Source organism: Pseudomonas sp. Irchel s3f19 (assembly GCF_900187555.1).
Classification (GTDB): domain Bacteria; phylum Pseudomonadota; class Gammaproteobacteria; order Pseudomonadales; family Pseudomonadaceae; genus Aquipseudomonas; species Aquipseudomonas capeferrum.
Map to the genome: position 1 here is coordinate 1 of NZ_FYDW01000004.1, position 25,071 is coordinate 25,071.

A 25,071-nucleotide genomic window follows, 5' to 3' on the forward strand; every position below is an offset into this window, starting at 1 on the left:
CATTGGAACCACCTGATCCCATCCCGAACTCAGTAGTGAAACGATGCATCGCCGATGGTAGTGTGGGGTCTCCCCATGTGAGAGTAGGTCATCGTCAAGATTCATTTCGCAAAACCCCTATCTGCGCGAGCAGGTAGGGGTTTTGTCTTTGCGGCTGGAAAAGAATTGTCGCCATGCTCGCCATAAGCCCGGGCATGCCCCGTGATATGGTTCCGCATCAGAACCCACTGCCTTCCAGGGAATGCTCAATGGTCAACACCACCACCCTTCAGCCCGGCTTCATGATCGTGCATGGCAACCGCCTAGACGACTTGCGCAGCTTGGTGGTGAGCTGGATGCGTCGGTACCCGTTAGCGCCGTTGGAAAACGAAATTGCCCTGGTGCAAAGCAACGGCATTGCCCAGTGGCTGAAACTGGCGCTGGCTGAAGACCCTGAAGAGGGTGACCTGGGCGGCTGTGGCATCGCGGCCGCGATCGATGTGCAACTGCCCGGCAGTTTCATGTGGCAGCTTTACCGTCGGGTACTGGGCCGCGATGAAATCCCTGAGGTGTCCTTGCTCGACAAGGCGCCGCTGACCTGGCGCCTGATGCGCTTGCTGCCGTCGTTGATCGAGCGCGAGCACTTCGAGCCCTTGCGGCGTTTTCTTACCGACGATAGCGACCTGCGCAAGCGTTATCAGCTTGCCGAGCGCCTCGCCGACTTGTTCGACCAATACCAGGTCTACCGAGCTGACTGGCTCAAGGACTGGGCGGGCGGTGATCACGTCCTCAATACCGCTCGGGGCGAGCGTAAAGCGCTGCCCCCTGGCAATCGCTGGCAGGCCGAGCTGTGGCGCGCCCTGCTGGAAGATGTCGGCGAACAAGGCATGGCGCAGAGTCGCGCGGGCGTGCATCAGCGTTTCATCGAGCGCATCAACAGCCTGGAACAAGCCCCTGCGGGCCTGCCATCGCGGGTGATCGTGTTCGGTATCTCTTCCCTGCCGGCTCAGGCACTGGAGGCGTTGGCTGGGCTGGCCCGGTTCAGCCAAGTACTGCTTTGCGTTCACAACCCTTGCCGCCATCACTGGGCCGATATCGTCGCCGACAAAGACCTGCTGCGCCATCAGTACAAGCGCCAACAGCGCAAGCAGGGCATGCCGCTGCTGCTGGATGACCAATCCCTGCACCAGCACGCGCATCCGCTGCTGGCCGCCTGGGGCAAGCAGGGCCGTGACTACATCAACCTGCTCGACAGCTATGACGACCCGGGCAGCTACCGCGGTGTGTTCAGCGAGGGGCGCATCGACCTGTTCAGCGAGGGTTCGCCGACCACGCTGCTCAACCAGCTGCAAGATGACATCCTTGAACTGCGCCCGCTCGCCGAAACCCGTGAGCGCTGGCCGCAAGTTAACCTCGGGCAGGACCGTTCGATGCGCTTTCACGTCGCGCACAGCCCGCAACGCGAGGTGGAGATTCTCCACGACCAGCTCCTGGCACGCTTCAGCGCCGACCCTACCCTGCGCCCGCGCGACGTGATCGTGATGCTGCCGGCAATCGACACCTACGCGCCCCATATCCGCGCCGTATTCGGGCAGCTGCAGCGTCATGACCCACGCTACATTCCGTTCACCCTCACCGATCAAGGCCAACGCGGTCGGGAGCCATTGCTGATTGCCCTGGAGCACCTGCTCAAGTTGCCGGATAGCCGTTTCGCCGTCAGCGAAGTGCTCGACCTGCTCGACGTGCCGGCGGTACGCGCCCGTTTCGCCATCCGTGAGAGTGACTTGCCCACCCTGCATCGCTGGATCGAAGGCGCCGGTATCCGTTGGGGCCTGGATGCCGAGCAGCGCGCCAGCCTGGGCTTGCCGGAAGGCTTGGAGCAGAACAGCTGGCGGTTCGGCCTGCGGCGTATGCTGCTGGGTTATGCCGTTGGCGTAGGTGAGGGCTGTGATGGCATTGAACCCTATGACGAAATCGGCGGCCTGGATGCTGCACTGATCGGCCCGCTGGTGGCCCTGCTGGATGCCCTGGATGTGGCGTGCCAGGCACTGGCCCAGCCCGCGACTGTCACCCAGTGGGGCGAACGCCTGAATGCCTTGTTGCAGGTGTTCTTCCTGGCTGAAGGTGAGCACGACGAGTTTCTGTTGATGCAGCTGCAGGACTTGCGCGATGCCTGGCTGCAAGTGTGCGAAACCGTCGGCCTGCAGGACTCGCTACCGCTGACCGTGGTCCGCGAAGCATGGTTGTCTGGCCTGGATCAGGGCAAGCTGTCCCAGCGCTTCCTCGCCGGCTCGGTAAACTTCTGCACCCTCATGCCCATGCGCGCCATCCCCTTCCGGGTGGTCTGCCTGCTGGGCATGAACGATGGTGACTACCCCCGCGCCCAGCAGCCGCTGGACTTCGACCTGATGGCCAGCGACTACCGCCCCGGTGATCGCTCGCGCCGTGAGGATGACCGTTACTTGCTGCTCGAAGCCCTGCTGTCGGCACGCGATCAGCTGTATGTCAGCTGGGTCGGGCGCAGTATCCGCGACAACAGTGAGCGCCCGGCCTCAGTGCTTATCGGCCAGTTACGCGACCATGTGGCTGCAGGTTGGCGTTTGGCCGGCACCGACGCGGGCCCAGGGTTTGGGCCGGACGAGCGGTTGCTGCATGCCTTGACGCAGGAGCACCCGCTACAGCCGTTCAGCCCGCGTTACTTCCAGAAGGGCAGCCCTTTGTTCAGCTTCGCCCATGAGTGGCAGGTGCTGCATCTGCCCGGGCAGGCGGTCGCGCAGCCCGATCCCGATCTGCCGCCCTACGTCGATGATGAAGCGCTGAGCCTGACGCAACTGCACGACTTTCTTCGCCACCCGGTGCGGCACTTCTTCAGCCAGCGTTTGAAGGTGTTCTTCGAGGCCCTGGAGGCGCCGACCCCGGATGAAGAGCCGTTCGTGCTCGATACCTTGCAACGCTATGGTGCCGCCGAAAGCCTGTTGAATGCCGCATTGGCTGACCCGGACCATGCCGAGCCTGCCTTGCAGGCGCAGGCCCGCCGCCTGCAAGCCTGTGGCCTGTTACCCCTTGCCGGTTTCGGGCAGCTCTTGCAGGCCGAGCTGATCCAGCCGCTGCCCGATCTGCTGCAACGCCATCGCCAGTTGTTGCAACGCTGGCCTCACCTGGTCGAAGGCGCATTGCCTGTTCATTTTGAACAGGGCAGGCATCGCCTCGAAGGCTGGCTGGGCCGGGTTTACCAGGCAGAAGATCAAAGCCTGCTCAGTATCACCACGGTACCGAACACCATCAGCGCCGGGCGCAACAACTACAAGTGGCACCGGCTGATCGCGCCCTGGGTCATGCACCTGGCCGCCTGTGCTGCGGGTTACCCGCTTAACAGTGCGCTGGTGGCCAGTGACCTGACCCTGCTGCTCGCGCCCTTGCCGCAAGGTGAGGCGGCGCAGCTGCTCGGCGACCTGCTGGTAGCGCGCCAGGCGGCAATGAACGCGCCACTGTCGGTGGCAGCCAAGACCGCCTTTGCCTGGCTGGGCCAGGACGATGCCGACAAGGCGCTGGCCGCAGCGGCCCGTGCCTATGAAGGTGACGAGCGCAACAGCTTCGGCGAGCGCAGCGAAAGTATTGCCCTGGCCCGGCAGTTCCGTGATTTCGCCGCGCTTAGCGCCGACGAAACCTTTGAAGGCTGGTGCGAAACCTTGTACCGCCCATTGTTCAACGCACCCTGGCAGGCCCTGGGCAACCCGGAGAGTGGCGCATGACGCTGGACCGTCCCCTGGCACTGAGTTTTCCCCTGCATGGCAGCCAGCTGATCGAAGCGAGCGCCGGTACCGGCAAGACATTCACCATCTCGGCGCTGTACCTGCGGCTGATCCTCGGCCACGGCGGCGAACAGGCTTTCGGCCGTGAGCTGTTGCCCCCGCAGATCCTCGTGGTGACCTTTACCGACGCCGCCACCAAAGAGCTGCGCGAACGCATACGGGCCCGCCTGGCCGAAGCGGCGCGGTTCTTCCGTGGCGAGCTTGAAGCGGCCGACCCACTGCTGCATCAGTTGCGCAGCGATTACCCGCAAGAAGCTTGGCCGCGTTGCGCCAGCCGCCTGGAAATCGCCGTGCAATGGATGGACGAAGCGGCGGTGTCGACCATCCACGGTTGGTGCCAGCGCATGCTTCGCGAGCACGCGTTCGACAGCGGCAGCCTGTTCACCCAGACGCTGGAGACCGATCACACCGACCTGCTTGGCCAGGTCATGCGCGATTACTGGCGGCGGTTCTGCTATGGCATGCAGGGTGAGGCGCTGGCCTGGGTGCGTGGCCACTGGGGCAGCCCCGACGCGCTGTTGCCGCGCATTCGCCCGCTGTTCGGTCGGGTACGGGCCCAGCAGCACGAGCAAGAACCCGAGGCGTTGATTGAAGACGCGCTTGCGCAACGTACCGAGCAGTTGGCCCAGCTCAAGGCGCCCTGGGCACAGTGGGCCGATGAGCTGCGGCAGATCTGCCGCGATGCCGTGGCCGCCAAGCTGGCCGACGGCCGCAAGATGCAGGCACGCTACTTCGAACCTTGGTTCGACAAGCTGAGCGCATGGGCCGCCGACGAACACATCGTCGAACTCGACCTGGGTACCGGCTTCACCCGCCTGACCCCGGCCGGCATGGCCGAGGCCTGGAAGTCAGGCGAGCCACCCGATCACCCGGGGCTGCGTGCCATGCAGACGCTGCAGCAGCAATTGCAGGCGCTGGCCAGCCCGGATGCGCGGCTGCTTGAACATGCTGCCAGCTGGGTCTCGGCGCGTTTTGAAGTGGAGAAGCGTCGGCGCGCCGAAATGGGCTTCGACGACATGCTGTTGCGCCTGCAACATGCCCTGGCCAGCGAGGCCGGCGAGCGCCTGGCCGGGTTGATTCGTGAGCAGTTCCCGGTGGCACTGATCGACGAATTCCAAGACACCGACCCGGTCCAGTACGGCATCTTCGAGCGGATCTACCAGATCACCGAAAACCGCACCGAAACCGGGCTGTTCATGATCGGCGACCCCAAGCAGGCGATCTATGCCTTCCGCGGCGCCGACATCTATACCTACCTTGCCGCCCGGCGTGCCACCACCGGGCGCCTACACAGCCTGGACACCAACTACCGCTCGAGCCAGGCGATGGTCGCGGCGGTCAACCAGGTGTTCCTCCAGGCCGAGACGCGAAGCCAGGGGCGAGGGGCGTTCCTGTTCCGTGAAGCCGATGACAACCCGTTGCCGTTCATCGAGGTGCGTGCCAAAGGCCGTGGTGAACAGCTGCTGGTGGATGGCGAGGTGTGTGCAGCCTTGCAATGCTGGCAACTGCAGAGCGAAGAACCGGTCTCGGGCACCCTGTACCGTCAGCAGTTGGCGGCCAGTTGCGCCAGCCATATCGTCGCCCTGCTCAACGGTGGCCAGCAGGGCACGGCGGGTTTCCGTAACGGCGAAGGCGAACTGCGCCCTTGCCTGCCATCGGATATCGCCATCCTCGTGCGCGACGGCCACGAAGCCCAGATGATCCGTGGCGAGCTGGCTGCTCGGGATGTGCGCAGCGTGTACCTGTCCGACAAGGACTCGGTGTTCGCCGCCCAGGAGGCCCATGACCTGCTGGCGTGGCTGAAGGCCTGCGCCGAACCGGACTCGGAGCGCCTGCTCAAGGCCGCCCTGGCCAGCCTCACCCTCGACCTGTCATTGGCCGCGCTGGACAAGCTGAACCAGGACGAGCGCGTGTGGGAAGACTGGGTCATGCGTTTTCGTCGCTACCGCGAGACCTGGCAGCGCCAGGGTGTGCTGCCGATGCTGCGGCACCTGCTGCATGACTTCCAGCTGCCGCGCACGCTCATCGCCCGCAGTGACGGCGAGCGCGTGCTGACCAACCTGCTGCACCTGGCCGAATTGCTGCAACAGGCGGCAGGTGAGCTGGATGGCGAGCAGGCATTGATCCGTCACCTGGCCGAGCACCTGTCCAGCTCCGGCCAGGCCGGCGAAGAGCAGATCCTGCGGCTGGAGAGCGATGAGCAACTGGTCAAGGTGGTGACTATCCACAAGTCCAAGGGCCTGGAATACCCCTTGGTCTACCTGCCGTTCATCTGCACCAGCAAGCCGGTAGACGGTACGCGCCTGCCGTTGGCCTGGCATGACAGCCAAGGCAACGCCCACCTGACCCTTACGCCTGATCAAGAGCAGATCGCCCGGGCCGATGACGAGCGCCTGGCCGAAGACCTGCGCCTGCTCTATGTTGCCCTGACCCGCGCCCAGCATGCCTGCTGGCTTGGCGTCGCCGACCTGAAGCGCGGCAACCAGAAGCACTCGCAACTGCACCGTTCGGCGCTCGGTTACCTGCTGGGCGGTGGCCTTGCCCTGCCGAGTTCCGAGCAACTGGCGGGCTGGCTGCAGGCGTTGGCATCGGCCTGCCCGTACATTGCCTGCCCGCCGCTGCCGCTGGCCGATGATCAGGGGTATCGCATGCCGCATGCCGAACGTGAGCTGCTGCCTGCGCGCAAACCCCGGCGGGCGGCCGCCGAGAACTGGTGGATCGCGTCCTACAGTGCCCTGCGCGTCGGCGAGCAGACTCTCGGCGCCGACAGCTCGCAGGCCCAGCAACTGTTGGATGACGAAGTGGTCGACGCCCAGGTACTGCGCGAGTTGCCGGCAGAAGGCGGCGATATCCACCGCTTCCCGCGGGGGCCGAACCCCGGCACCTTCCTGCACGGCCTGCTGGAGTGGGCCGGCCGGGAAGGCTTCGCCGAGGTCAGCGGCAACCTTGAACTGATCGAACGCACCGTCGGGCAGCGCTGCAATCGGCGTGACTGGACCGGCTGGATCGCGACGCTGACGCCCTGGCTGCACCAGTTGCTGAACGAACCAATGCCTGTCCTGGGCCAGGAAGTAAGCCTGACCCTTGCGCAGTTGCGTCATTACCAGATCGAAATGGAGTTCTGGTTCGCCAGCCATCAGGTCGACGCCGAACAGCTCGATCGGCTGGTGGCGCGCCACACCCACCCAGGCCATGCGCGCCCGGCGGCGCAACCGACGTTGCTCAACGGCATGTTCAAGGGGTTTATCGACCTGGCCTTCGAACTGGACGGGCGCTATTACGTGGCCGATTACAAATCCAACTGGCTGGGCCCGGACGTCCAGGCTTACGACAGCTTGGCCATGGAAAAAGCCATCCTCGAGCATCGCTACGACTTGCAGTACGTCCTGTATCTGCTGGCCCTGCACCGTCAGTTGCGCGCCCGGCTGCCTGATTACGATTACGACCGCCATGTCGGCGGCGCCCTGTTCATCTTCCTGCGTGGTGCCAGCAGCAGCGGCCATGGCGTGTACTTCGCCAAGCCGCCGCGTGTGCTGATCGAAGCACTCGATGCACTGTTCCGGGGTGAGTCTGCGCCCGAGCAGCAGGACCTGTTTGCCGGAGCCGCGCCATGAGCCGAAGCCTCACCGACCTGTTGCCCACCCCCTTGCATGCCGAGCACCTGCTGGCCCTCGCGCCGCAGCGCGACAGCGGCGACCTGCTGCTACTGCTGGACCGTTGGGTCGAGCGTGGCTGGCTGCGTGCCCTCGACCGTGCCTTCGTGTCGTTTCTCGAAGAACGTGCGCCCGGCAGCGATCCGTTGCTGTTGCTGGCGGCAGCCTTGGCAAGCCATCAGCTGGGCCATGGGCATGTCTGCCTGGACCTGCAGCAGACCCTGGCCGAGCCAGACTTCGCGCTGTCGCTGCCGCCGGAAGGTGACGCCCTGATCGGCCCCTTGCTGTTGCCTTCGCAACTGCTTGCCGGTCTGGACCTTCAGGCCTGGCGTCAGCGCATCGCGGCCAGCCCACTGGTGGCCAGTGGTGACACACCCGGCCAGCAGGCGCGGCCGCTGGTGATCAGTGGCGAGCGTCTGTACCTGCGCCGCTACTGGAGCTACGAGCGGCGCATCGACCACAACCTGCGCCAGCGCCTGAGCCAGCACGAGGCAGCGCCCAGCGACTTGCCGGCTCGCCTGGGCCAGTTGTTCGACGAAGGCGCCCTGGCTGGCCAGGTCGATTGGCAAAAGCTTGCCTGCGCCCTGGCGACCCGGGCCGGCTTCAGCATCATCACTGGCGGCCCCGGCACCGGCAAGACCACCACGGTGGTGCGGTTGCTGGCCTTGCTGCAGGCGCCGGCGGTGGAGCAGGGCAGGCCTTTGCGCATTCGCCTGGCCGCGCCGACCGGCAAGGCGGCGGCGCGCCTGACCGAGTCCATCGGCCAGCAGGTCGAGCGGCTGCAGGTCAGTACTGCCGTGCGCGGGCAGATCCCCACCGAGGTCAGCACCGTGCACCGGCTGCTGGGCAGCCGCCCAGGGTCGCGGCACTTCCGCCACCATGCGGGTAATCCGTTGCCACTGGACGTGCTGGTGGTGGACGAGGCCTCGATGATCGACCTGGAGATGATGGCCAACCTGCTCGATGCGCTGCCACCTCGCGCGCGGCTGATCTTGCTGGGTGATAAAGACCAGTTGGCCTCGGTCGAGGCGGGTGCGGTACTGGGTGACCTGTGCCGGGATGCCGAGGACGGTTGCTACTCGGCCGCGACCCAGGCGTGGCTGGAGCAGATCGGCGGCCAGTCGCTGCAGGGCAGTGGGCTGGTGGCCGGTGATGCGCAGCGCAATCCGCTGGCGCAGCAAGTGGTGATGCTGCGTTTTTCCCGGCGCTTCGGCGAGGGCAGCGGTATTGGCCAATTGGCTCGGCTGGTCAACCGTCAGGAATCGCATGCGGCGCGCAAACTGCTCGCCCTGCCACCGCCCGATGTGAATGGCCTGTCGCTTAAGAACGAACAGGACCGGGCCTTCGACCGTTTGCTGCTCGACGGCCTCAACCGCGGCGCCGAGGGCCCGCAAGGCTATCGCAGTTACCTGCGGACCCTGGGGCGTTATCGGCCGGCACCTGGCACCGCTTATGACGACCCACTGTGGGAGCAATGGGCGAGCAAGGTACTGCACGGTTTCGAGGACTTCCAGCTGCTCTGTGCGGTACGCCGGGGCGCTTGGGGGGTGGAGGGCCTCAATGAGCGGGTGGCTCGGGTGCTGCACAATGCCGGGCTGATCGACGCCCAGCAGCCCTGGTACGAGGGCCGGCCCGTGCTGGTGACGCGCAACGATTATGGCCTGGGCCTGATGAACGGTGACATCGGCATCGCCTTGCGCCTGCCGGATGAGCGGGGCGAGCCGCTGCTGCGGGTGGCCTTCCCGCGTAACGATGGCAACGGCGGAGTACGTTTTGTCTTGCCAAGCCGGCTCAACGAGGTGGAAACCGTGTTCGCCATGACCGTGCACAAGTCCCAGGGCTCGGAGTTCAGCCATACCGCGCTGGTGCTGCCGGATGCCCTCAACCCGGTGTTGACCAAGGAGCTGGTGTACACCGGCATCACCCGGGCCAAGCATTGCTTCAGCCTGATCGAGCCACGCCAGGGCATATTCGAAGAGGCGGTGTCACGCAAGGTACGGCGGATTTCCGGCTTGATGCTCGAACAGGTCTGAATCGCCCACTGCTGCCATCATTGCGGCGCGGCCTTTGTAGGAGCGGCCTTGCGTCGCGAAAGGGCTGCGCAGCAGCCCCAGGTTCTGTGTTGCAACAAGGTTCTGTGGTTGCAACAAGGTTCTGTGGTTGCAACAAGATCGCCGGGGCCGCTGCGCAGCCCTTTCGCGACGCAAGGCCGCTCCTACAAAAGCCACGCAAGTCAGGGTTGGCGGCCATGTGCTATCGTTGCGCCAATATCTGAAAGGACTTCGAGAGATTTCCCACATGACCGTGGCCGGGAGGCGATTGACGAGCTGTATGCTTTCGCTGTTGCTGGCCGCCCTGTCGCTACCGGCAGGCCCTGCCTGGGCGGAATCCTCAGCCACCGCTGTGCAAGCACAGCAACGCGCCAAGGCCGTCACCCAGGTGGTGTTGGGAATCTTCAGCTACGCACGCTGGCCAGCCGAACCTGCGCCGTTGCGCCTGTGCCTGGTCGGCCCTACCGAGTACGCCGACGACCTGATCAAAGGGCATGTGCAGGAATCCGGGCGGCCTTTGCAGGTGCGTCGCCTGCTGGCTGACGATGCACAAGTCGCCCAGGCCTGCGATGCCATTTACATCGGCAAGCTCGATCAAGGCCAACGCGATCGGTTGTTCCAGCGCGTCAGCGGTCACCCGGTATTGAGCATCAGCGAGGCCGACGACCCCTGTACCGTCGGCAGCTTGTTCTGCCTGCGGGTCAGCGATCAGCAGGTCGCCTTTGAAGTGAACCTCGACTCCGTGGCCCGTTCGGGCGTACGCATCCACCCCAGCGTGCTGCAATTGTCCCGGCGCCGAGGTGCGCAGCCATGAAAGCTGCCAACAAGCGCATGCGCCCGACCCTGCGTTCGGTGCTCGGCCGTGGGCACCTCAATGTTGCCCTGCTCGCCGTAGGCCTGGTCGGTGTTTCGCTGACCGTGCTGGGCGTGCTTGCCCTGCAGGTCTATGCCAACCACAACCTGCACCTGATCGCCCGCTCGATCACCTACACCGTGGAAGCCGCCGTGGTGTTCGACGACCGCGTCGCAGCCAATGAGGCGCTGGCGCTGATCGCCAGTACCGAAGAGGTGGCCGACGCCAAGGTGTTCAACAATGACGGTGAGCAACTGGCCCACTGGCAACGCAACGACAGCGGCATGCTCGCCCACCTGGAAACCCTTGTCGCCACCACGCTGCTGGACGAACCGGTCAACCTGCCGATCCATCACCAGCAGCAAAAGGTCGGGCACATCGAGCTGATTGGCCAAGGCCGCAGCCTGTTGCTGTTCCTGCTCGGCGGGTTGGGCGGGATCCTGTTGTGCATGGTGCTCAGCGCAGTCATCGCCCTGTACTTGTCGCGGCGCCTGCTCGGCGACATCGTCCGGCCATTGCGCGGCTTGGCCAGCGTTGCTCATGCCGCGCGGCGCGAACGGCGCTTCGACCGTCGCGTGCCGGAGGCGCCGATCGCCGAACTCAACGAGCTGGGTAACGACTTCAACGCCTTGCTCGATGAACTGGAGGTGTGGCACAGCCACCTGCAGAGCGAAAACCAGACCCTGGCCCACCAGGCCAGCCATGACAGCCTGACCGGCCTGCCCAACCGCGCCTTCTTCGAAGGGCGCCTCAGCCGTTGCCTGCGCAATGCTGCGCGCCAGCAGGATCACCTGGCGGTGCTGTTCCTCGACAGTGACCACTTCAAGCAGATCAATGACAGCTTGGGCCATGCCGTAGGCGACGAGGTGCTGATCAGCGTTGCCGACCGCATCCGCGCCCAACTGCGTGAGCACGACCTGGTGGCGCGCCTGGGCGGTGACGAGTTTGCGGTGTTGCTGACGCCGCTGCATTCGCGTGAAGACGCCGAGCTCATCGCCGAGAAGATCGTCGCCAGCATGAAGCTGCCGGTGCAGTTGGACAGTGGCAGCAGCATTGCCACCTCGCTGAGTGTCGGCATCGCCTATTACCCGGTCGATGGCACTGACCCTGCCAGCCTGCTCGACGCCGCCGATGCGGCAATGTACCAGGCCAAGCGAAAACGCCGTGGCCAGTGGCAAGTGGCGCAGACGGAACGGTCCGCCGCCGAAATCAAAAACAGGAGTTGAACCCGTGATTCATCGTTTGCGTTTCCCCCTTTGGGCTTTGCTGCTCACCTTGCTCGCGCTGACCGGCTGCCAGAGCACACCGCCCAAGGGCCTGACTGCCGAGCAGATCGCCGTGCTCAAGCGCGAAGGCTTTGCCCCGACGGATGAAGGCTGGGCCTTCGATCTGTCGGGCAAGGTACTGTTCGGCAGTGACCTGGACGGCCTGAATAGCCAGAGCCAGGCGATTGTCGAGCGTATTGGCAAAGCACTGCTGGGGGTTGGTATCCAGGGTGTGCGAGTGGATGGGCACGCGGATGCGTCGGGCAGGGCGGCCTACAACCAGCAATTGTCCGAGCGCCGGGCGCAGAGTGTGGCCAGAACGCTGATCGGTATCGGCATGCCTGCGCAGAACATCCAGACCCGCGGCCTGGGCAGTACCCAACCCGTGGCGGACAACCGCAGCAGTGCCGGGCGCACCGAGAATCGACGGGTGTCGATTGTTGTCGCGTCGTACTGAGCGATCTCTTGCAGACCGACTCGGTCCCTGCAGGCGCAGCCCTCGCCTTGGCCCTCGAAAACCGTGCACGACTGCCACCCAAATCCTTGAGACGAAGAGGAAGGCATCAAACTGGGGCCGCGTTGCGGCCCATCGCAGGCCAAGCCAGCTCCTACCTGTACGGCGCCGTTGCTGAGGGCTGCATCATTCCTGAGCAAACCGCATCTCACGGGTTTCCCCCATCAACAACGGCGCATTCGCCTCGGTCACCCCACGGATGTAATCCCACAGCAGGGTAATGCGCTTCAACTTGCGCAAATCTTCCCGGCAATACATCCAGAATTGCCGCGTCACCTCGATCTGCTCTGGTAGCACCGTGACCAATCGCGGGTCTTGCGCCGCCAGAAAACACGGCAGAATCGCCAGCCCACGCCCCTGCAATGCTGCGGTGTACTGCGCAATCACGCTGGTACTGCGCAAATGCGCGTTGGCATTGGGGATCAGGTTGGCCAGGTACAGCAGCTCGGAGCTGAACGCCAGGTCATCCACGTAGCTGATGAAGGGGTGCTTGGCCAAATCCCCCACCTGGCGGATCGGCGCGTGGTTATCCAGGTACGCCTGGGTCGCATACAGCCGCAACCGGTAGTCGCACAGCTTGCAGCACACATAAGGGCCGTGCTCGGGCCGTTCCAGGGCAATGACGATGTCCGCCTCGCGCTTGGACAGGCTGATGAAGTGCGGCAGCGGCAGGATATCCACCGAAATGGCCGGATACGCATCGACGAAGTGGCTCAGTTGCGGCGTGACGAAGAAGCTGCCGAAACCTTCGGTGCAGCCCATGCGCACATGCCCCGACAACGCCACCCCCGAGCCTGACACCTGCTCGCATGCCATGTGCAGCGTGCTCTCGATCGACTCGGCATAGCCCAGCAAACGCTGGCCTTCGGCGGTAAGCACGAAGCCGTTGGTCCGGGACTTCTCGAACAACAGCGTGCCCAGCGCCCCCTCCAGCGACGTGATGCGCCGTGACACCGTGGTGTAGTCGACGCTCAGGCGCTTGGCGGCGCTGCTGGCTTTGCGGGTGCGTGCCACTTCGAGGAAAAACTTCAGGTCGTCCCAGTTGAGCGAGCTGAGGGATGTGAGGTCTTTTTGCATGATGATCCGGTTTTTTTGTGCGTTCTTGTTGGATGTTTGCACATCTATACTCGAAACAAGCCCCAGGACGCCACCTCGCGTTTGCACGGCGCTGGCGATCTCGACCCGACAATAATTCCAAGGAGAACCCAGATGAACGCACCTCAATCCCCCGACCAGACCAAGGTCGAGCAGGTCAAGCTGCTGATCGATGGCCAGTGGGTCGAATCCAAGACCGACGAGTGGCGCGATATCGTCAACCCGGCCACTCAGCAAGTGCTGGCGCGGGTGCCGTTCGCCACCGTCGAAGAAGTCGACGCTGCCGTGGCGGCTGCCCATCGCGCCTTCAAGACCTGGCGTGACACCCCGATCGGCGCGCGCATGCGCATCATGCTCAAGCTGCAGGCGCTGATCCGCGAACATTCCAAACGCATCGCCCAGACCCTCAGCGCCGAGCAGGGCAAGACCATTGCCGATGCCGAAGGCGATATCTTCCGCGGCCTGGAAGTGGTCGAGCATGCGGCGTCCATCGGCACCTTGCAGATGGGCGAATTCGCCGAGAACGTAGCCGGCGGCGTCGACACCTACACCCTGCGCCAGCCCATCGGCGTGTGCGCGGGCATCACCCCGTTCAACTTCCCGGCCATGATCCCGCTGTGGATGTTCCCCATGGCCATCGTCTGCGGCAACACCTTCGTGCTCAAGCCTTCCGAACAGGACCCGCTGTCGACCATGATGCTGGTCGAGCTGGCGCTCGAAGCCGGCGTGCCGGCCGGTGTGCTCAACGTGGTGCACGGTGGCAAGCAGGTGGTGGATGCGATTTGCACCCATCAGGACATCAAGGCGATCTCGTTCGTCGGTTCCACCGAAGTCGGCACCCACGTCTACAACCTGGGCAGCCAGCACGGCAAGCGCGTGCAGTCGATGATGGGCGCGAAGAACCACGCCGTGGTACTGCCTGACGCCAATCGCACCCAGACCGTCAACGCCTTGGTCGGCGCGGCCTTTGGTGCTGCCGGCCAGCGTTGCATGGCCACCTCGGTGGCGGTGCTGGTGGGCAAGGCCCGCGAGTGGCTGCCGGACATCAAGGAGGCCGCGAGCAAGCTCAAGGTCAATGCAGGGTCCGAGCCGGGTACCGACGTCGGGCCGGTGGTCTCCAAGCGTGCGAAGGAGCGGGTGCTGGGCTTGATCGAAAGCGGCATCAAGGAAGGCGCCAAGCTCGAACTCGATGGCCGCGACGTCAAAGTGCCAGGCTATGAGCAAGGTAACTTCGTCGGCCCAACCCTGTTCTCCGGGGTTAAAACCGACATGCAGGTCTACACCCAGGAAATCTTCGGCCCGGTGCTGGTAACCCTGGAGGTCGATACCCTCGATGAGGCCATCGCCCTGGTCAACAGCAACCCGTTCGGCAACGGCACTGGCCTGTTCACCCAGAGCGGCGCGGCGGCGCGCAAGTTCCAGAGCGAGATCGACATCGGCCAGGTCGGCATCAACATCCCGATCCCGGTGCCGGTGCCGTACTTCAGCTTCACCGGCTCGCGCGGCTCCAAGCTCGGCGACCTCGGCCCGTACGGCAAGCAAGTGGTGCAGTTCTACACTCAGACCAAGACCGTCACCGCCCGCTGGTTCGATGACGACAGCGTCAATGACGGTGTGAACACCACCATCAGCCTGCGCTAAGGAGTTCGCCATGCGTATCGCATTCATCGGCCTGGGCAACATGGGCGCGCCCATGGCCCGCAACCTGATCAAGGCCGGGCATCAGCTGAACCTGTTCGACCTGAACAAGACCGTGTTGGCCGAGCTCGCCGAACTGGGCGGGCAGGTCAGCCCTTCACCCAAGGAAGCAGCGGCCAACAGCGAACTGGTGATCACCATGCTGCCGGCCGCAGCCCATGTGCGCAGCGTCTACCTGAACGATGACGGCGTGCTGGCCGGCGTACGCCCCGGCACACCGACTGTGGACTGCAGCACCATCGACCCGCAGACCGCCCGTGAGGTGTCCAAGGCCGCAGCGGCCAAGGGCGTCGACATGGGCGATGCACCGGTCTCCGGTGGCACCGGCGGCGCGGCGGCCGGCACCCTGACCTTCATGGTCGGTGCCAGCGCCGAGCTGTTCGCCACGCTCAAACCGGTGCTGGAGCAGATGGGCCGCAACATCGTGCATTGCGGTGAGGTGGGTACCGGGCAAATTGCCAAGATCTGCAACAACCTGCTGCTGGGCATTTCGATGATCGGCGTGTCCGAGGCCATGGCCTTGGGTAATGCACTGGGCATCGACACCCAGGTGCTGGCCGGCATCATCAACAGCTCGACCGGCCGTTGCTGGAGCTCAGACACGTACAACCCATGGCCCGGCGTGATCGAGACCGCGCCTGCTTCACGCGGGTACACCGGCGGCTTTGGCGCCGAGTTGATGCTCAAGGACCTGGGGCTGGCTACCGAGGCTGCCCGTCAGGCGCACCAGCCGGTGATTCTCGGGGCCGTGGCCCAGCAGTTGTATCAGGCGATGAGCCTGCGCGGGGAGGGTGGCAAGGACTTCTCGGCCATCGTCGAGGGGTACCGCAAAAAGGATTGACGAGCGAGGTGGACTTCATCGCGGGCCAGGCGGCCTTCCCTCTGTAACTGCGCACCAGAGGGAAGGGCACCTGCTCCGCGATTTTTTTTGCCCAGGATTTACGGATGCTGAAGGTGCCCTGCGTAAGCAGGGCTTGGCTATCAGGCGAAAACGAAGTACTTGCGCACGGTCTCGACCACTTCCCAGGTGCCTTTCATCCCGGGTTCGATCACGAATACATCACCTGCCTTCAGGTGCTTCGGCTCTTCGCCTTCCGGGGTGATGATGCAGTAGCCATCGAGGAAGTGGCAGAACTCCCACTTGTCGTAGTTGACCTCGAACTTGCCCGGGGTGCAGATCCAGGTGCCCATGATCTTGCTGCCGTCGGCCGACAGGTAGGCATTGAGGTTGACGGTGTGCGGATCGCCGCCGATGCGCTTCCACTTGGTGGCGTCCACGACCGGCGTCGGGCAGGTCTCGCGCAGGACGGTGATGAAATCGGACATGGCACAACTCCTGGTGACTGGATGAATGACCCGTCACCATAGGGCTATCGGCCGGGCCGCAGTTGCCTGGGCTCGACGTCCAGGTGCCTGACCGCGCTATATCTGGTCTTCCGAGGGTATACGCGGCACCTGTAGGCGCTGGCTTGCCTGCGATGGGCCGCATAGCGGCCCCGGCGTGTCAGAGCCGCTCATTACTCAAGCCCACCAGTACCGCACGAAGTGAAAGAACACCGGCGCCGCAAAGCACACCGAGTCCATCCGGTCGAGCATGCCGCCGTGGCCTTCGATCATGTGCCCCCAGTCCTTCACCCCACGGTCACGCTTGATCGCCGACATCACCAACCCGCCAAAGAAGCCCATGGCGTTGACGGTCAGGGCCATCAGGGCCGCCTGCCAGAAGTTGAACGGGGTGATCCAGCACAGCAGGGCGCCGATCAAAGTGGCCAGTGCCACGCCACCGACCAGGCCTTCGAGGGTTTTCGAGGGGGACAGGTTGGGCGCCACCTTGCGTTTGCCGAACAGCTTGCCGCACACGTACTGCAACACGTCGCTGATCTGCACCACCAGGATTAGCCAGGCGATCAGCAGCAGGTTGCGGCCCTCGAAACCCGGGATATCAAGCGTCATCAGCGCGGGCACGGAGGAAACGCAGTACACCGCGATCATCAGCCCCCACTGCACCTTCGATGCGCGCTCCAGGAAGCGTGTGGTATCGCCACCGAAGCTGGCCAGGATCGGCAGCAGCAGGAACAGGTACACCGGAATGAAGATGCTGAACAGGCCGTACCAGTCCATGGCAATCAGCAGGTACTGCACCGGCAGCGCCACATAGAACGCGGCGACCAGCGCCGGGTAGTCGCTGCGCCGGGTCGGGGTCAGCGTCATGAACTCGCGCAGGGCGTAGAACGACACGCCATAGAACAGCACGATCACGCCGTACTTGCCAAATACGAAGGCGATGCCGATCACCAGCACCATCACCCACCAGGCGTTGATGCGGGCATTGAGGTTGTCGATCACCGCATGCGGCGCCGGGCCGGCACGCCACTTGAGCAGGCGGCCGATCACGCTGGCGAGTAGCAGCAGGGCGCCGATGCCGGCGAACAGGGAAAGTGTGTTGTCATCCATGTCAGGCATCCTTCGGCGCCAGGTTCAGCAGGGCCTGGCTGGCCCGCTGCAGAAAGGCCTGCTTGCTTTCATCAGCGTGCAGGTTCAGGGGTTCGCCGAAGCTCAATGTGCACAGCAGCGGCAATGGCAGGGCGCGGCCCTTTGGCATGACCCGGTTGAGGTTGGCGATCCACACAGGCACCAACTCGACCTCGGGGTTGGCTGCGGCCAGGTGGAACAGCCCGCTTCTGAACGGCATGAGCGGTTCGTCGCCAAGGTTGCGGGTGCCCTCCGGGAAGAAGATCAACGAGTCGCCTTGGGCCACCGCTTCGAGTATTGGCTGCAGGGGGCTGCCTTGGCCTTCTGTGCGCTGTCGCTCGATCAATATGCCGTTGAAGACTTTGCGGATGAGAAAATCGCGGATGCCGGGCTTTGCCCAGTAGTCGGCTCCGGCCACTGGGCGGGTGCGCTTGCGCAGGGGTTCTGGCAGCGACGCCCACAGCAGCACGAAGTCGCCGTGGCTGCTGTGGTTGGCGAAGTACAGGCGTTGCACCGGCAACGGCGTGCAGCCGAGCCACAAGGCACGGGCACCGGTGATCAGCCGGGCGGCGGAGGTGATGACGAAGGCGGTCAGGGTCGCAAGCATGGGGCGGTAGTCATCCGGTAAAAGGCAGTGTCAGCAGGGTAGCCAAGGTCAGCGACAGTTGCAGGCCCAGGCACGCGGCCTGACGGCGCAGCAGGGCCAGCGCGGCGTGGCTGCGGGCGGGCCAGTCGCGGCTGTCGGTGGCATGCGGTTTGAGGTTGAGGTCGAACAGGGCGCGGTCCAGGGCCTGGGTGTCGGCTGGCAGGTCAGGGCTGCTGGCGAGGCGGGCGAACAGCTCGGCGTCCAGCGCGACGCGGATGGCCCAGTACTTGTGCAGCACACCCAGCACCAGCAACACGGCGCACAACAGGCTGGCCAGGGCAGGCAGTTGTGCGCCCAGCAAGGGGGCCAGGCCATAGCCCAGGGCCAACAGGGTGATGCCGTCCGACAGGTGCTCCAGCTGACGGCCACGGGCCAGCAGGCTGGCGATCAGGTGCAGGCTCATCGCTGCGCGCCTAGCTGTTGCAGCACCTGCCGATGGGCGGGGTGCAAGACCACGCCAGGGCGGGCCTGGCGAACCCGCTGCTCGGCTTGCTCTGCGTCGGGGCAGCGGCCAGTGAGCAGTAGCCACGCCGCCACGGCGCTGGCGCTGCGCGAGTAACCCAAGGCGCAGCAGACCAGCAAGGGGCCTTGAGGGCGCAGTTGCTCGATGGCGGCGGCGGCGTCGTGCAGCAGGGTGCTGTCGGGGGCGATCAGGTCCAGGGTGGCGAGCGCTCGATAGCCCTGCTGCGCGAAGGGGCCAGTGCCGGCCGAACGGCGCGGCAGCTCTGCGCAAAGGTCGACGATGGCAGCGAACTGCCCACCTTCGCCACGCCCAGGTAGCCGCCCCAGGAATACACCGTCACATACCGCGTCTGGCTGCGGACGGCGCCAGGTCCATAGCCGTGAGTTGATCCACGCCCCGATCAGGTAGGGCGCCATCAGCCAGGAGGCAGCAGCCGACAAGCGCCCCTGCGTGTCTTTCTGAAAACCGCCGGCACCGAACACGCTGTAGTTCAGCGCCACCAGCAGCAGCGCCACGCCAGGCCATGCCAACCACAGCCATGCGCCACCTGCCGTGAACACCGCCAGCGCGCACAGCAACGCCCCCAAACCGTAGTAGAGCGCAAGCCGCCAACATTTACGATCGCGCGCCAGCCGCGCCTGCTGCCACGGCAACAGCCCTTGGCGCGGCCATAGCCACAGGCAGGCAAACCCCGCCAGCGCGCCGGTGGGCACGTCGATGAAATGATGCTGCCAGGTGGTCAGCACCGACACGCCGATCAGCGCCATCCAGCTGTGCATGGCCCAGCGCCAGGGCTGGCGGTGCACGTGCCGGGCGAACATCGCCCAGATGATCACCAGCAAGGCGATATGCAGCGATGGCGCCTGGTTGTAAGGCTTGTCGAAGCCCATCAGCACATCGAACAACCCGCCATACAGCCCACCTATCTCGGGCCGTTCGAAGGTGAAGCGCAGCGGCCAGAGCAAGAAGCAGCTCACGCTGATCACCTGTGCCGTGAGCAACGCCAGGGCATGCCGGTCCATCTCCCGGCGGGTGCGCGGCAGCAGGAACGACAAGCCATACAGCAGGTCGATCGACCAGTACGGGATGATCGTCCACGGCCACAGCGGCATGTGCTGTTCCCAGCCGAACACCAGGCTGCCGACATCACTGCGCCCGGCGGTGTGGGTGTTCACCAGCCCATAGCTGAGGAAGAAGAACGGCCCCAGCAGCAGGAGCCAGAGCACGCCACGGCGGATCAGCCCGGGCTCACGCGGTGGGTTCATTCACGCACCCGTTGCGCCAGGCTGACGCTGAAGATGCCCCATTCGTCGATGCGCTGGGCCAGCTTGCGAAAGCCCGCCGCCTCGACCAGTTGGTCCATCTCTGCCTGGCTGCGCCGGCGCATTACCCACGCTTCGCCGCCGCGGTGGCTGGTCAGGGCGCGGGCGATCATTTCCAGTTGCGGGTGCCAGGGCTGGCCGGTGTAGACCAGGTAACCGCCCTCTTCGACGGCATCGGCCAGGCCAGCGAGAGAGTTGCCTACCTGGGTGTTGCTGGGGAACAGTTCGTACAGGCCGGATACCACCGCCAGCGTAGGGCCTGGCTGCAGCGCCGCGAGGCTGGCGCGGTCGAAGGCATCGCCCTGGACGAAGCGGGCAACCTCGGCCAGGCCTTTTTCGGCGATCAATGCGCTGCCTTGTTGCACGTTCAGCTCGCTGTAGTCGCGCAGCAGGATCGAGTCTGGCAGTTGTTCGAGGTCCTGCAGGGCTTCGAGGATGTAGCGACCATGGCCGGCGGCGATGTCGACGATATGCACCGGCCGTTGCTGCGCGCGCAGGCGGGTGATGGCCTCGCGCAGCAGCGCTTCGACGTGCACTTTGCGCTGGCGTATGCCGCGCCAGCCAATGGCGTCGAGGTAGTTGCGGTCGATCATGCGGCCCAGCGTGCCTTTGCCTGTTGCCTGGTTGCGGTAGACGTAGTCGAGGGTGCTGCCGGAGTCGAAGCCGGTGTCGAACCCCAGCTTCACGCCTTCGGCCAGCCCTTGGCCAAGGCGCAGGCCGGCGCGGGTGGCACGCCAGTAGAGGTCGCGGGGCGAGTTGCGCGGCAAGGGCGCGGCCAGGCTCTCGGCCTCTGCGCAGCTGGCGCCGACCTTGTCGGCATCGAGCAGCGAAGGGGCCTGCACAGGGCTGTCGAAGCAATGCCCGACGAAACGCTCGATACGCCTGAGTGCATGGGCGCGGTCGCGCTCACCGAGGGTGTCGTGGAAGAAGCCTGGGAGGGTGTGCATTTCCTTGCGCGCGCTGCCCAGGCGCTCGAAGAAGCGCACCTGCGGTTTGCGCTCGACCACCAGGTCGGCACCCGAGACCAGCAGCTGGGTCGGCACCTGGATCGCCTGGGCGTCCGCCACTACGCGGTCGGCCGCGTCGTACAGGCCCAACAGCATGGTCACCGAAATCGGCCGGCTGATCAGCGGGTCGGCCACATACGACATGACCCGCTCGGGGTCGTGGGTGAGCAGGCGCGGCTTGACGTAGCTGTTGACGAAGAAGTTGCCGCGCACGGCCTTGAGCAGTTTCAGGCCAGGGCGTGCGAAGGGCACGTACAGCTTGACCTTGAACGCCGGCGAGGCCAGCACCAGGCAGCGCACCTTGGGCGCGTAGTCGTGCGCCCAGGTGGCGATCAGTACGGCACCGACGCTTTGCGCCAGCACCACCATGTCCTGCTCGGCGATGCCATGCACGCTCTGCAGATGCTCGATGAAGGTCTGCACGTCGCGCACGCTGGTGGCGAACCCCGGGCTGTCGCCGCGGGCACCCGGCGACTGGCCGTGGCCGCGGGCGTCCCAGGCGAAAAAGTCGAAGCCCGGCATGTCCAGTTCGTCGGCCAGGTGGGCCATGCGCCCACCGTGTTCGTGGCCACGGTGGAACATCACCACGGCACGGCGTGGCTGGTGTTCGTTGCGGGTAGCGGGCCAATGACGGTAGTGCAGCTCGACACCGTCATGGGTGGAGAAATGCAGCGATTGCGCTTGGCGCATGGCGAGAATCCTTGTCCGGGGCGATGGGCTCAGCGGGCTTCGGCCAGCCCTCGGCGAACCCGGTTGTAGAGGGTATAGAGCGAGAGCGCGAAGATGACCAGCAAGAGGCCGTTCAGCCAGTTGGCATCGAGCAGGCCGAAGGCTACGGCGGTGCCCAGCACGCCGAAGGCAAATGCCCGGTCGCTCTTGCCCATCGGCCCGTCGTAGCGCCTGGATGCGCCTGCCAGCGGGCCCATTACCCCGGCGTATTCGCTCACCGTGGCGCTCAGTACCACCAGCACCACCAGGCTCGGCCAGACGCCGGCCAACAGGGCGAAGGGCAGGTACAGCGCGGCGTCGGCGATCACGTCGCACAGTTCGTTGAGGTAGGCGCCGAGCCTGGATTGCTGGCCGAATTCGCGCGCAAGCATGCCGTCGACGGCATTGAGGGCCATGCGCAGCAGCATCCACACCGGGATCAGGATGAACAGCCAAGTGATGTGGCTGAGGCCTGCCAGCAGCAGGCCCAGCAGGACCGACACCAGGCCGGCGGCGACGGTGACCTGATTGGCGGTGACGCCGCGCTCGTGGAGGCGCTTCACGCCGGGGCGGAGCAGGGCCTGGAAGCGGGGCTTGAGCTGGTAGATCGATGGCACTGGAAACTCCTTTTCTTGGTGCAGCCTGATTGTGGGCAAAGAGCCCGCCTGGCGGCAAGCGCGGTCGCCAAATTTGCGCGCCTACAAAACCGCGCTTGGCCGGCTGGTCAAGCGCCTGACCAAACCCGCGGCATACCCCGGCAATGCGGCGAAGTCCCGGGCACACACCAGCAGCCGGCGATTGGCCCAGCCCTCGTGCAGCGCCACCCAGTGCAGCGGCAACAGCCCTTGCCAGCGCTTCACCGAAGCCAGTGGCACCACCCCCACCCCCGCGCCGCCCGCGACCATGCGCAGCATCCCATCGAAGCCATCGGCCCGCACCCGTACGCGCATACGCCTGCCCGCACGCAGTGCCTGTTCCTCCAGGTACAACGCCAAGGCGCTGTCCGCCCCCAGCCCGACATGGCCATGGGCGAGGCTGTCGATGAAGCTCGGGGCAGGGTGCGCCGCCAAGGGGTGCTCAAGGGGTGTCACCAGCACCAGTGGGTCATCGCGAAACGGCAGGGTCTGCAGATGCTCACTGGGCGCTGCGCTCGAGATGATCCCCAGGTCCGCCATGGCCTGAGTGATCGATTGCACGATGTGCAAGCTCGGCAGCTCCTGGACATCGACACTGACGGCGGGGTGGTCGGCGAGGTAGCAGGCCAGCAACTCGGGCAAGTATTCGGTCAGCGCCGCCGTGTTGCACAGCAGCCGTACCTGGCCTTGCAGGCCCTGGGCATAGTGAGCCAGGTCGAACTGCAGGCGCTCGATCTGCTGCCCGATCAGCCGGGCATGTTGCAGCAACGCTTGGCCGGCTGGGGTCGGCTGTACGCCACGGCGATTACGCGCGAGCAGCGGTGTACCCAGGGAGGCTTCCATGGCGCGAATACGGGCGCTGGCAGCGGGCAGCGACAGGTGGCTGCGGCGCGCGCCGGCAGTGATGTTGCCGCACTCCAGGGTGTGCCGGAAAAGCGCGAGGTCAATCAGGTCGAAGTGCATGTGCCTCTGTCCTGGCGATAGTCTGGCTGAGTATATGGCAGATTTTCAGCCAGCCAGCCGCACGCCATCATGGCGGCATGAGTACCTTGGTCGCGTTCTATCAGACCCTCGGCCCGGCATTGACGCTGCTGGTGGTGATTACCTTCCTGCTGGCAGGCACCGTCAAAGGTGTCATCGGCCTCGGGCTGCCGACCATCGCCATGGGGCTGCTGGGGCTGGCTATGCCGCCCGCGCAGGCTGCCGCCTTGTTGATCGTACCTTCGACCCTCACCAACCTCTGGCAACTGGCGGCCGGGGGCCATCTGCTGGCACTGCTGCGGCGGCTGGGGCCAATGCTGGCGATGATCTTCGTCGGCACCCTGGCCGGCAGCGCCTGGTTGGGCATCAACAGCGGCCCCTGGGCGGTGCATGCGCTTGGCGCAGCGCTGGTGGCCTATGCCGTGTATGGGCTGATTGGCCCTGGGCTGAGCGTGGCGCACAGGCGGGAGTGGTGGCTAGGGCCGATCTGCGGGCTGGTGACGGGCGTGGTAACGGCCGCTACCGGGGTGTTCGTGATGCCGGCAGTGCCGTACCTGCAAAGCCTGGGTTTGAACCGTGACGAGATGATCCAGGCGCTGGGCCTGGCGTTCACGGTCTCGACCGTGGCATTGGCCCTGGGCCTGGCCGGGCAAGATGCTTTGGGCGGCCAGGCGCTGGGTGCGTCATTGCTGATGCTGGCGCCAGCGCTGGTGGGCATGCTGGCGGGCCAGTGGTTGCGCCAGCGCATCAGCGCGGCGCTGTTCAAACGCTGCTTTTTCATCGGCCTGGCTGTGCTCGGCGGCCATTTGCTGATCAACGGTTAGCAGAGGCGGCGCTGAGCATGTCGATCAACTGGACATCGAATTCGCGCTCCAGGTAGTCCATGCGCTTTTCGAAGAACGCGGCCATGTGCGGCAGGGCCGAGTGCACATCCAGTGCCGCCTTGTCTGCCCACACCTCGTAGAACACGAACAGGCTGGGGTCGGCCTTGTCGCGCAGCATGTGGTACTCGATACAGCCCGGCTCCTGGCGGCTTGGTTCGACATAGGCGCGGAATAGGGTTTCGAAGGCTTCGGCCATTTCCGGGCGGGTCTTGGCTTTGAGGATAAAAGCGTACTGCTCGCTCATGGATCGCTACTCGCTGGTGAATGATGAAACGATTCTAAGGCAATAATGGCTTGGTCATTCGTGATTTCAAGTCAATTGTATTTTGCCTCATGCCTGCTTTTTCCCAGGCCAGCGACTCCCTAATCTGCCGGTCATCCCATTTGACTCGATCAAGGCAATCAGGCCTCGGATCGACATCGACACATCGAGGCCAGCATGAAAAAGATCCTTTTGCTCAACGGCGGTAAACAGTTCGCTCACTCCGATGGCCGCCTCAACGCGACCCTGCACGAAGCGGCGCTCGCTCATCTGGACCGTGCCGGTTTCGACGTGCGCCAGACCTTCATCGATGGTGGCTACGACGTGCAGGAGGAGGTCGAGAAGTTCCTCTGGGCGGATGTGGTGATCTACCAGATGCCCGGTTGGTGGATGGGCGCACCGTGGACGGTGAAGAAGTACATCGATGATGTCTTCACCGAAGGGCACGGCAGCCTGTACGCCAGCGACGGCCGGACCCGCGCGGATGCTTCGCAGAAGTACGGCAGCGGTGGCCTGATCCAGGGCAAGCAGTACATGCTGTCGCTGACCTGGAATGCCCCGCAGCAAGCGTTCGACAACCCTGGCGATTTCTTCGAGGGCAAGGGTGTGGACGCCGTGTACTTCCCGTTCCACAAGGCCAACCAGTTCCTCGGCATGACCGGGTTGCCGACCTTCCTGGCGGTGGATGTAATGAAGCGCCCGGATGTACCAGCGGCGTTGGCCGCTTATGAAGCGCACCTGGGCAAGGTGTTTGGCAAGGCTGCGTAAGCG

General features: G+C 64.9%; 20 protein-coding genes and 1 rRNA gene. 11 read left to right on the forward strand and 10 right to left on the reverse strand.

Translation table 11 applies throughout. The features are described from left to right. The 7 genes from rrf to CKW22_RS11885 form a co-directional block, all read left to right on the forward strand. Nucleotides 1-100, forward strand: a 5S ribosomal RNA gene (rrf, locus tag CKW22_RS11855); the annotation flags it as partial. A 148-nt stretch (nucleotides 101-248) separates the two neighbouring features. Next, nucleotides 249-3,731, forward strand: coding sequence for an exodeoxyribonuclease V subunit gamma (gene recC, locus CKW22_RS11860; protein WP_095064160.1), 3,483 nt, complete (start codon nucleotides 249-251; stop codon nucleotides 3,729-3,731). After that, nucleotides 3,728-7,405: an exodeoxyribonuclease V subunit beta gene (recB, locus tag CKW22_RS11865; protein ID WP_095064161.1), complete on the forward strand. Its 3,678-nt coding sequence runs from the start codon at nucleotides 3,728-3,730 to the stop codon at nucleotides 7,403-7,405. Before recC ends, recB begins: the two co-directional genes overlap by 4 nt. Continuing rightward, the gene (recD, locus tag CKW22_RS11870; RefSeq protein WP_095064162.1) at nucleotides 7,402-9,477 is read left to right on the forward strand and encodes an exodeoxyribonuclease V subunit alpha; all 2,076 of its coding nucleotides are present in this window, start codon (nucleotides 7,402-7,404) and stop codon (nucleotides 9,475-9,477) included. The genes recB and recD overlap by 4 nt, the downstream gene beginning before the upstream one ends. Nucleotides 9,478-9,742: 265 nt before the next feature. Then, entirely contained in the window at nucleotides 9,743-10,309 is a 567-nt protein-coding gene (locus CKW22_RS11875; RefSeq protein ID WP_033702982.1) for a YfiR family protein, read from the forward strand. Continuing rightward, on the forward strand, nucleotides 10,306-11,574 hold the full coding sequence (locus tag CKW22_RS11880; protein ID WP_033702981.1) for a diguanylate cyclase domain-containing protein: 1,269 nt from the start codon (nucleotides 10,306-10,308) through the stop codon (nucleotides 11,572-11,574). The genes CKW22_RS11875 and CKW22_RS11880 overlap by 4 nt, the downstream gene beginning before the upstream one ends. A 4-nt stretch (nucleotides 11,575-11,578) precedes the next feature. After that, a complete protein-coding gene (locus CKW22_RS11885; protein ID WP_047582598.1) occupies nucleotides 11,579-12,070 on the forward strand; it encodes an OmpA family protein in 492 nt (163 codons plus the stop codon). Between the two features lie 183 nt (nucleotides 12,071-12,253). Here the strand turns inward: CKW22_RS11885 and CKW22_RS11890 are convergent, their stop codons facing one another. Then, entirely contained in the window at nucleotides 12,254-13,204 is a 951-nt protein-coding gene (locus CKW22_RS11890; RefSeq protein ID WP_033702979.1) for a LysR family transcriptional regulator, read from the reverse strand. A 132-nt stretch (nucleotides 13,205-13,336) separates the two neighbouring features. Between CKW22_RS11890 and CKW22_RS11895 the strand changes: the two genes are divergently transcribed. Both CKW22_RS11895 and mmsB read left to right on the forward strand, forming a co-directional pair. Then, on the forward strand, nucleotides 13,337-14,863 hold the full coding sequence (locus CKW22_RS11895; protein WP_033702978.1) for a CoA-acylating methylmalonate-semialdehyde dehydrogenase: 1,527 nt from the start codon (nucleotides 13,337-13,339) through the stop codon (nucleotides 14,861-14,863). Between the two features lie 10 nt (nucleotides 14,864-14,873). After that, nucleotides 14,874-15,761: a 3-hydroxyisobutyrate dehydrogenase gene (gene mmsB / locus CKW22_RS11900; RefSeq protein WP_033702977.1), complete on the forward strand. Its 888-nt coding sequence runs from the start codon at nucleotides 14,874-14,876 to the stop codon at nucleotides 15,759-15,761. Between the two features lie 140 nt (nucleotides 15,762-15,901). Here the strand turns inward: mmsB and CKW22_RS11905 are convergent, their stop codons facing one another. The 8 genes from CKW22_RS11905 to CKW22_RS11940 all read right to left on the reverse strand — a co-directional run bounded on the left by CKW22_RS11905 (nucleotide 15,902) and on the right by CKW22_RS11940 (nucleotide 23,136). Beyond that, a complete protein-coding gene (locus CKW22_RS11905) occupies nucleotides 15,902-16,246 on the reverse strand; it encodes a cupin domain-containing protein (RefSeq protein ID WP_003251579.1) in 345 nt (114 codons plus the stop codon). A gap of 195 nt (nucleotides 16,247-16,441) precedes the next feature. Continuing rightward, entirely contained in the window at nucleotides 16,442-17,374 is a 933-nt protein-coding gene (locus CKW22_RS11910) for a phosphatidate cytidylyltransferase (RefSeq protein ID WP_033702976.1), read from the reverse strand. Between the two features lies 1 nt (nucleotide 17,375). After that, nucleotides 17,376-17,999 carry a lysophospholipid acyltransferase family protein gene (locus CKW22_RS11915; RefSeq protein ID WP_033702968.1) on the reverse strand — a complete coding sequence of 208 codons (624 nt, stop codon included), beginning with the start codon at nucleotides 17,997-17,999 and terminating at the stop codon, nucleotides 17,376-17,378. A gap of 10 nt (nucleotides 18,000-18,009) precedes the next feature. Continuing rightward, nucleotides 18,010-18,441: a hypothetical protein gene (locus CKW22_RS11920; RefSeq protein ID WP_033702966.1), complete on the reverse strand. Its 432-nt coding sequence runs from the start codon at nucleotides 18,439-18,441 to the stop codon at nucleotides 18,010-18,012. Beyond that, nucleotides 18,438-19,766, reverse strand: a complete 1,329-nt coding sequence (locus CKW22_RS11925) for a phosphatase PAP2/dual specificity phosphatase family protein (RefSeq protein ID WP_033702965.1) — start codon at nucleotides 19,764-19,766, stop codon at nucleotides 18,438-18,440. Before CKW22_RS11925 ends, CKW22_RS11920 begins: the two co-directional genes overlap by 4 nt. Further along, a complete protein-coding gene (locus tag CKW22_RS11930) occupies nucleotides 19,763-21,520 on the reverse strand; it encodes a bifunctional alpha/beta hydrolase/class I SAM-dependent methyltransferase (protein ID WP_095064163.1) in 1,758 nt (585 codons plus the stop codon). Before CKW22_RS11930 ends, CKW22_RS11925 begins: the two co-directional genes overlap by 4 nt. Before the next feature lie 29 nt (nucleotides 21,521-21,549). Continuing rightward, the gene (locus CKW22_RS11935; RefSeq protein ID WP_095064164.1) at nucleotides 21,550-22,155 is read right to left on the reverse strand and encodes a CDP-alcohol phosphatidyltransferase family protein; all 606 of its coding nucleotides are present in this window, start codon (nucleotides 22,153-22,155) and stop codon (nucleotides 21,550-21,552) included. Between the two features lie 81 nt (nucleotides 22,156-22,236). After that, on the reverse strand, nucleotides 22,237-23,136 hold the full coding sequence (locus CKW22_RS11940; RefSeq protein ID WP_095064165.1) for a LysR family transcriptional regulator: 900 nt from the start codon (nucleotides 23,134-23,136) through the stop codon (nucleotides 22,237-22,239). A 77-nt stretch (nucleotides 23,137-23,213) separates the two neighbouring features. Between CKW22_RS11940 and CKW22_RS11945 the strand changes: the two genes are divergently transcribed. Beyond that, entirely contained in the window at nucleotides 23,214-23,978 is a 765-nt protein-coding gene (locus CKW22_RS11945) for a sulfite exporter TauE/SafE family protein (protein WP_095064166.1), read from the forward strand. Here CKW22_RS11945 and CKW22_RS11950 read toward each other — a convergent pair. Beyond that, the gene (locus CKW22_RS11950; protein ID WP_033702960.1) at nucleotides 23,968-24,282 is read right to left on the reverse strand and encodes a putative quinol monooxygenase; all 315 of its coding nucleotides are present in this window, start codon (nucleotides 24,280-24,282) and stop codon (nucleotides 23,968-23,970) included. The two genes, CKW22_RS11945 and CKW22_RS11950, sit on opposite strands and share 11 nt — an antisense overlap. Before the next feature lie 195 nt (nucleotides 24,283-24,477). Here CKW22_RS11950 and CKW22_RS11955 point away from each other — a divergent pair, with 195 nt between their 5' ends. Next, nucleotides 24,478-25,068, forward strand: a complete 591-nt coding sequence (locus CKW22_RS11955; protein ID WP_095064167.1) for an NAD(P)H-dependent oxidoreductase — start codon at nucleotides 24,478-24,480, stop codon at nucleotides 25,066-25,068. Nucleotides 25,069-25,071: the final 3 nt, after the last annotated feature.

What these genes read in the sequence shown, in the direction of transcription:
- recC (WP_095064160.1), top strand. Translation starts at nt 249, where the DNA reads ATGGTCAACACCACCACCCTTCAGCCCGGCTTCATGATCGTGCATGGC.
- recB (WP_095064161.1), top strand. Translation starts at nt 3,728, where the DNA reads ATGACGCTGGACCGTCCCCTGGCACTGAGTTTTCCCCTGCATGGCAGC.
- recD (WP_095064162.1), top strand. Translation starts at nt 7,402, where the DNA reads ATGAGCCGAAGCCTCACCGACCTGTTGCCCACCCCCTTGCATGCCGAG.
- CKW22_RS11875 (WP_033702982.1), top strand. Translation starts at nt 9,743, where the DNA reads ATGACCGTGGCCGGGAGGCGATTGACGAGCTGTATGCTTTCGCTGTTG.
- CKW22_RS11880 (WP_033702981.1), top strand. Translation starts at nt 10,306, where the DNA reads ATGAAAGCTGCCAACAAGCGCATGCGCCCGACCCTGCGTTCGGTGCTC.
- CKW22_RS11890 (WP_033702979.1), bottom strand. Translation starts at nt 13,204, where the DNA reads ATGCAAAAAGACCTCACATCCCTCAGCTCGCTCAACTGGGACGACCTG.
- CKW22_RS11895 (WP_033702978.1), top strand. Translation starts at nt 13,337, where the DNA reads ATGAACGCACCTCAATCCCCCGACCAGACCAAGGTCGAGCAGGTCAAG.
- mmsB (WP_033702977.1), top strand. Translation starts at nt 14,874, where the DNA reads ATGCGTATCGCATTCATCGGCCTGGGCAACATGGGCGCGCCCATGGCC.
- CKW22_RS11905 (WP_003251579.1), bottom strand. Translation starts at nt 16,246, where the DNA reads ATGTCCGATTTCATCACCGTCCTGCGCGAGACCTGCCCGACGCCGGTC.
- CKW22_RS11910 (WP_033702976.1), bottom strand. Translation starts at nt 17,374, where the DNA reads ATGGATGACAACACACTTTCCCTGTTCGCCGGCATCGGCGCCCTGCTG.
- CKW22_RS11915 (WP_033702968.1), bottom strand. Translation starts at nt 17,999, where the DNA reads ATGCTTGCGACCCTGACCGCCTTCGTCATCACCTCCGCCGCCCGGCTG.
- CKW22_RS11920 (WP_033702966.1), bottom strand. Translation starts at nt 18,441, where the DNA reads ATGAGCCTGCACCTGATCGCCAGCCTGCTGGCCCGTGGCCGTCAGCTG.
- CKW22_RS11925 (WP_033702965.1), bottom strand. Translation starts at nt 19,766, where the DNA reads ATGAACCCACCGCGTGAGCCCGGGCTGATCCGCCGTGGCGTGCTCTGG.
- CKW22_RS11930 (WP_095064163.1), bottom strand. Translation starts at nt 21,520, where the DNA reads ATGCGCCAAGCGCAATCGCTGCATTTCTCCACCCATGACGGTGTCGAG.
- CKW22_RS11940 (WP_095064165.1), bottom strand. Translation starts at nt 23,136, where the DNA reads ATGCACTTCGACCTGATTGACCTCGCGCTTTTCCGGCACACCCTGGAG.
- CKW22_RS11945 (WP_095064166.1), top strand. Translation starts at nt 23,214, where the DNA reads ATGAGTACCTTGGTCGCGTTCTATCAGACCCTCGGCCCGGCATTGACG.
- CKW22_RS11950 (WP_033702960.1), bottom strand. Translation starts at nt 24,282, where the DNA reads ATGAGCGAGCAGTACGCTTTTATCCTCAAAGCCAAGACCCGCCCGGAA.
- CKW22_RS11955 (WP_095064167.1), top strand. Translation starts at nt 24,478, where the DNA reads ATGAAAAAGATCCTTTTGCTCAACGGCGGTAAACAGTTCGCTCACTCC.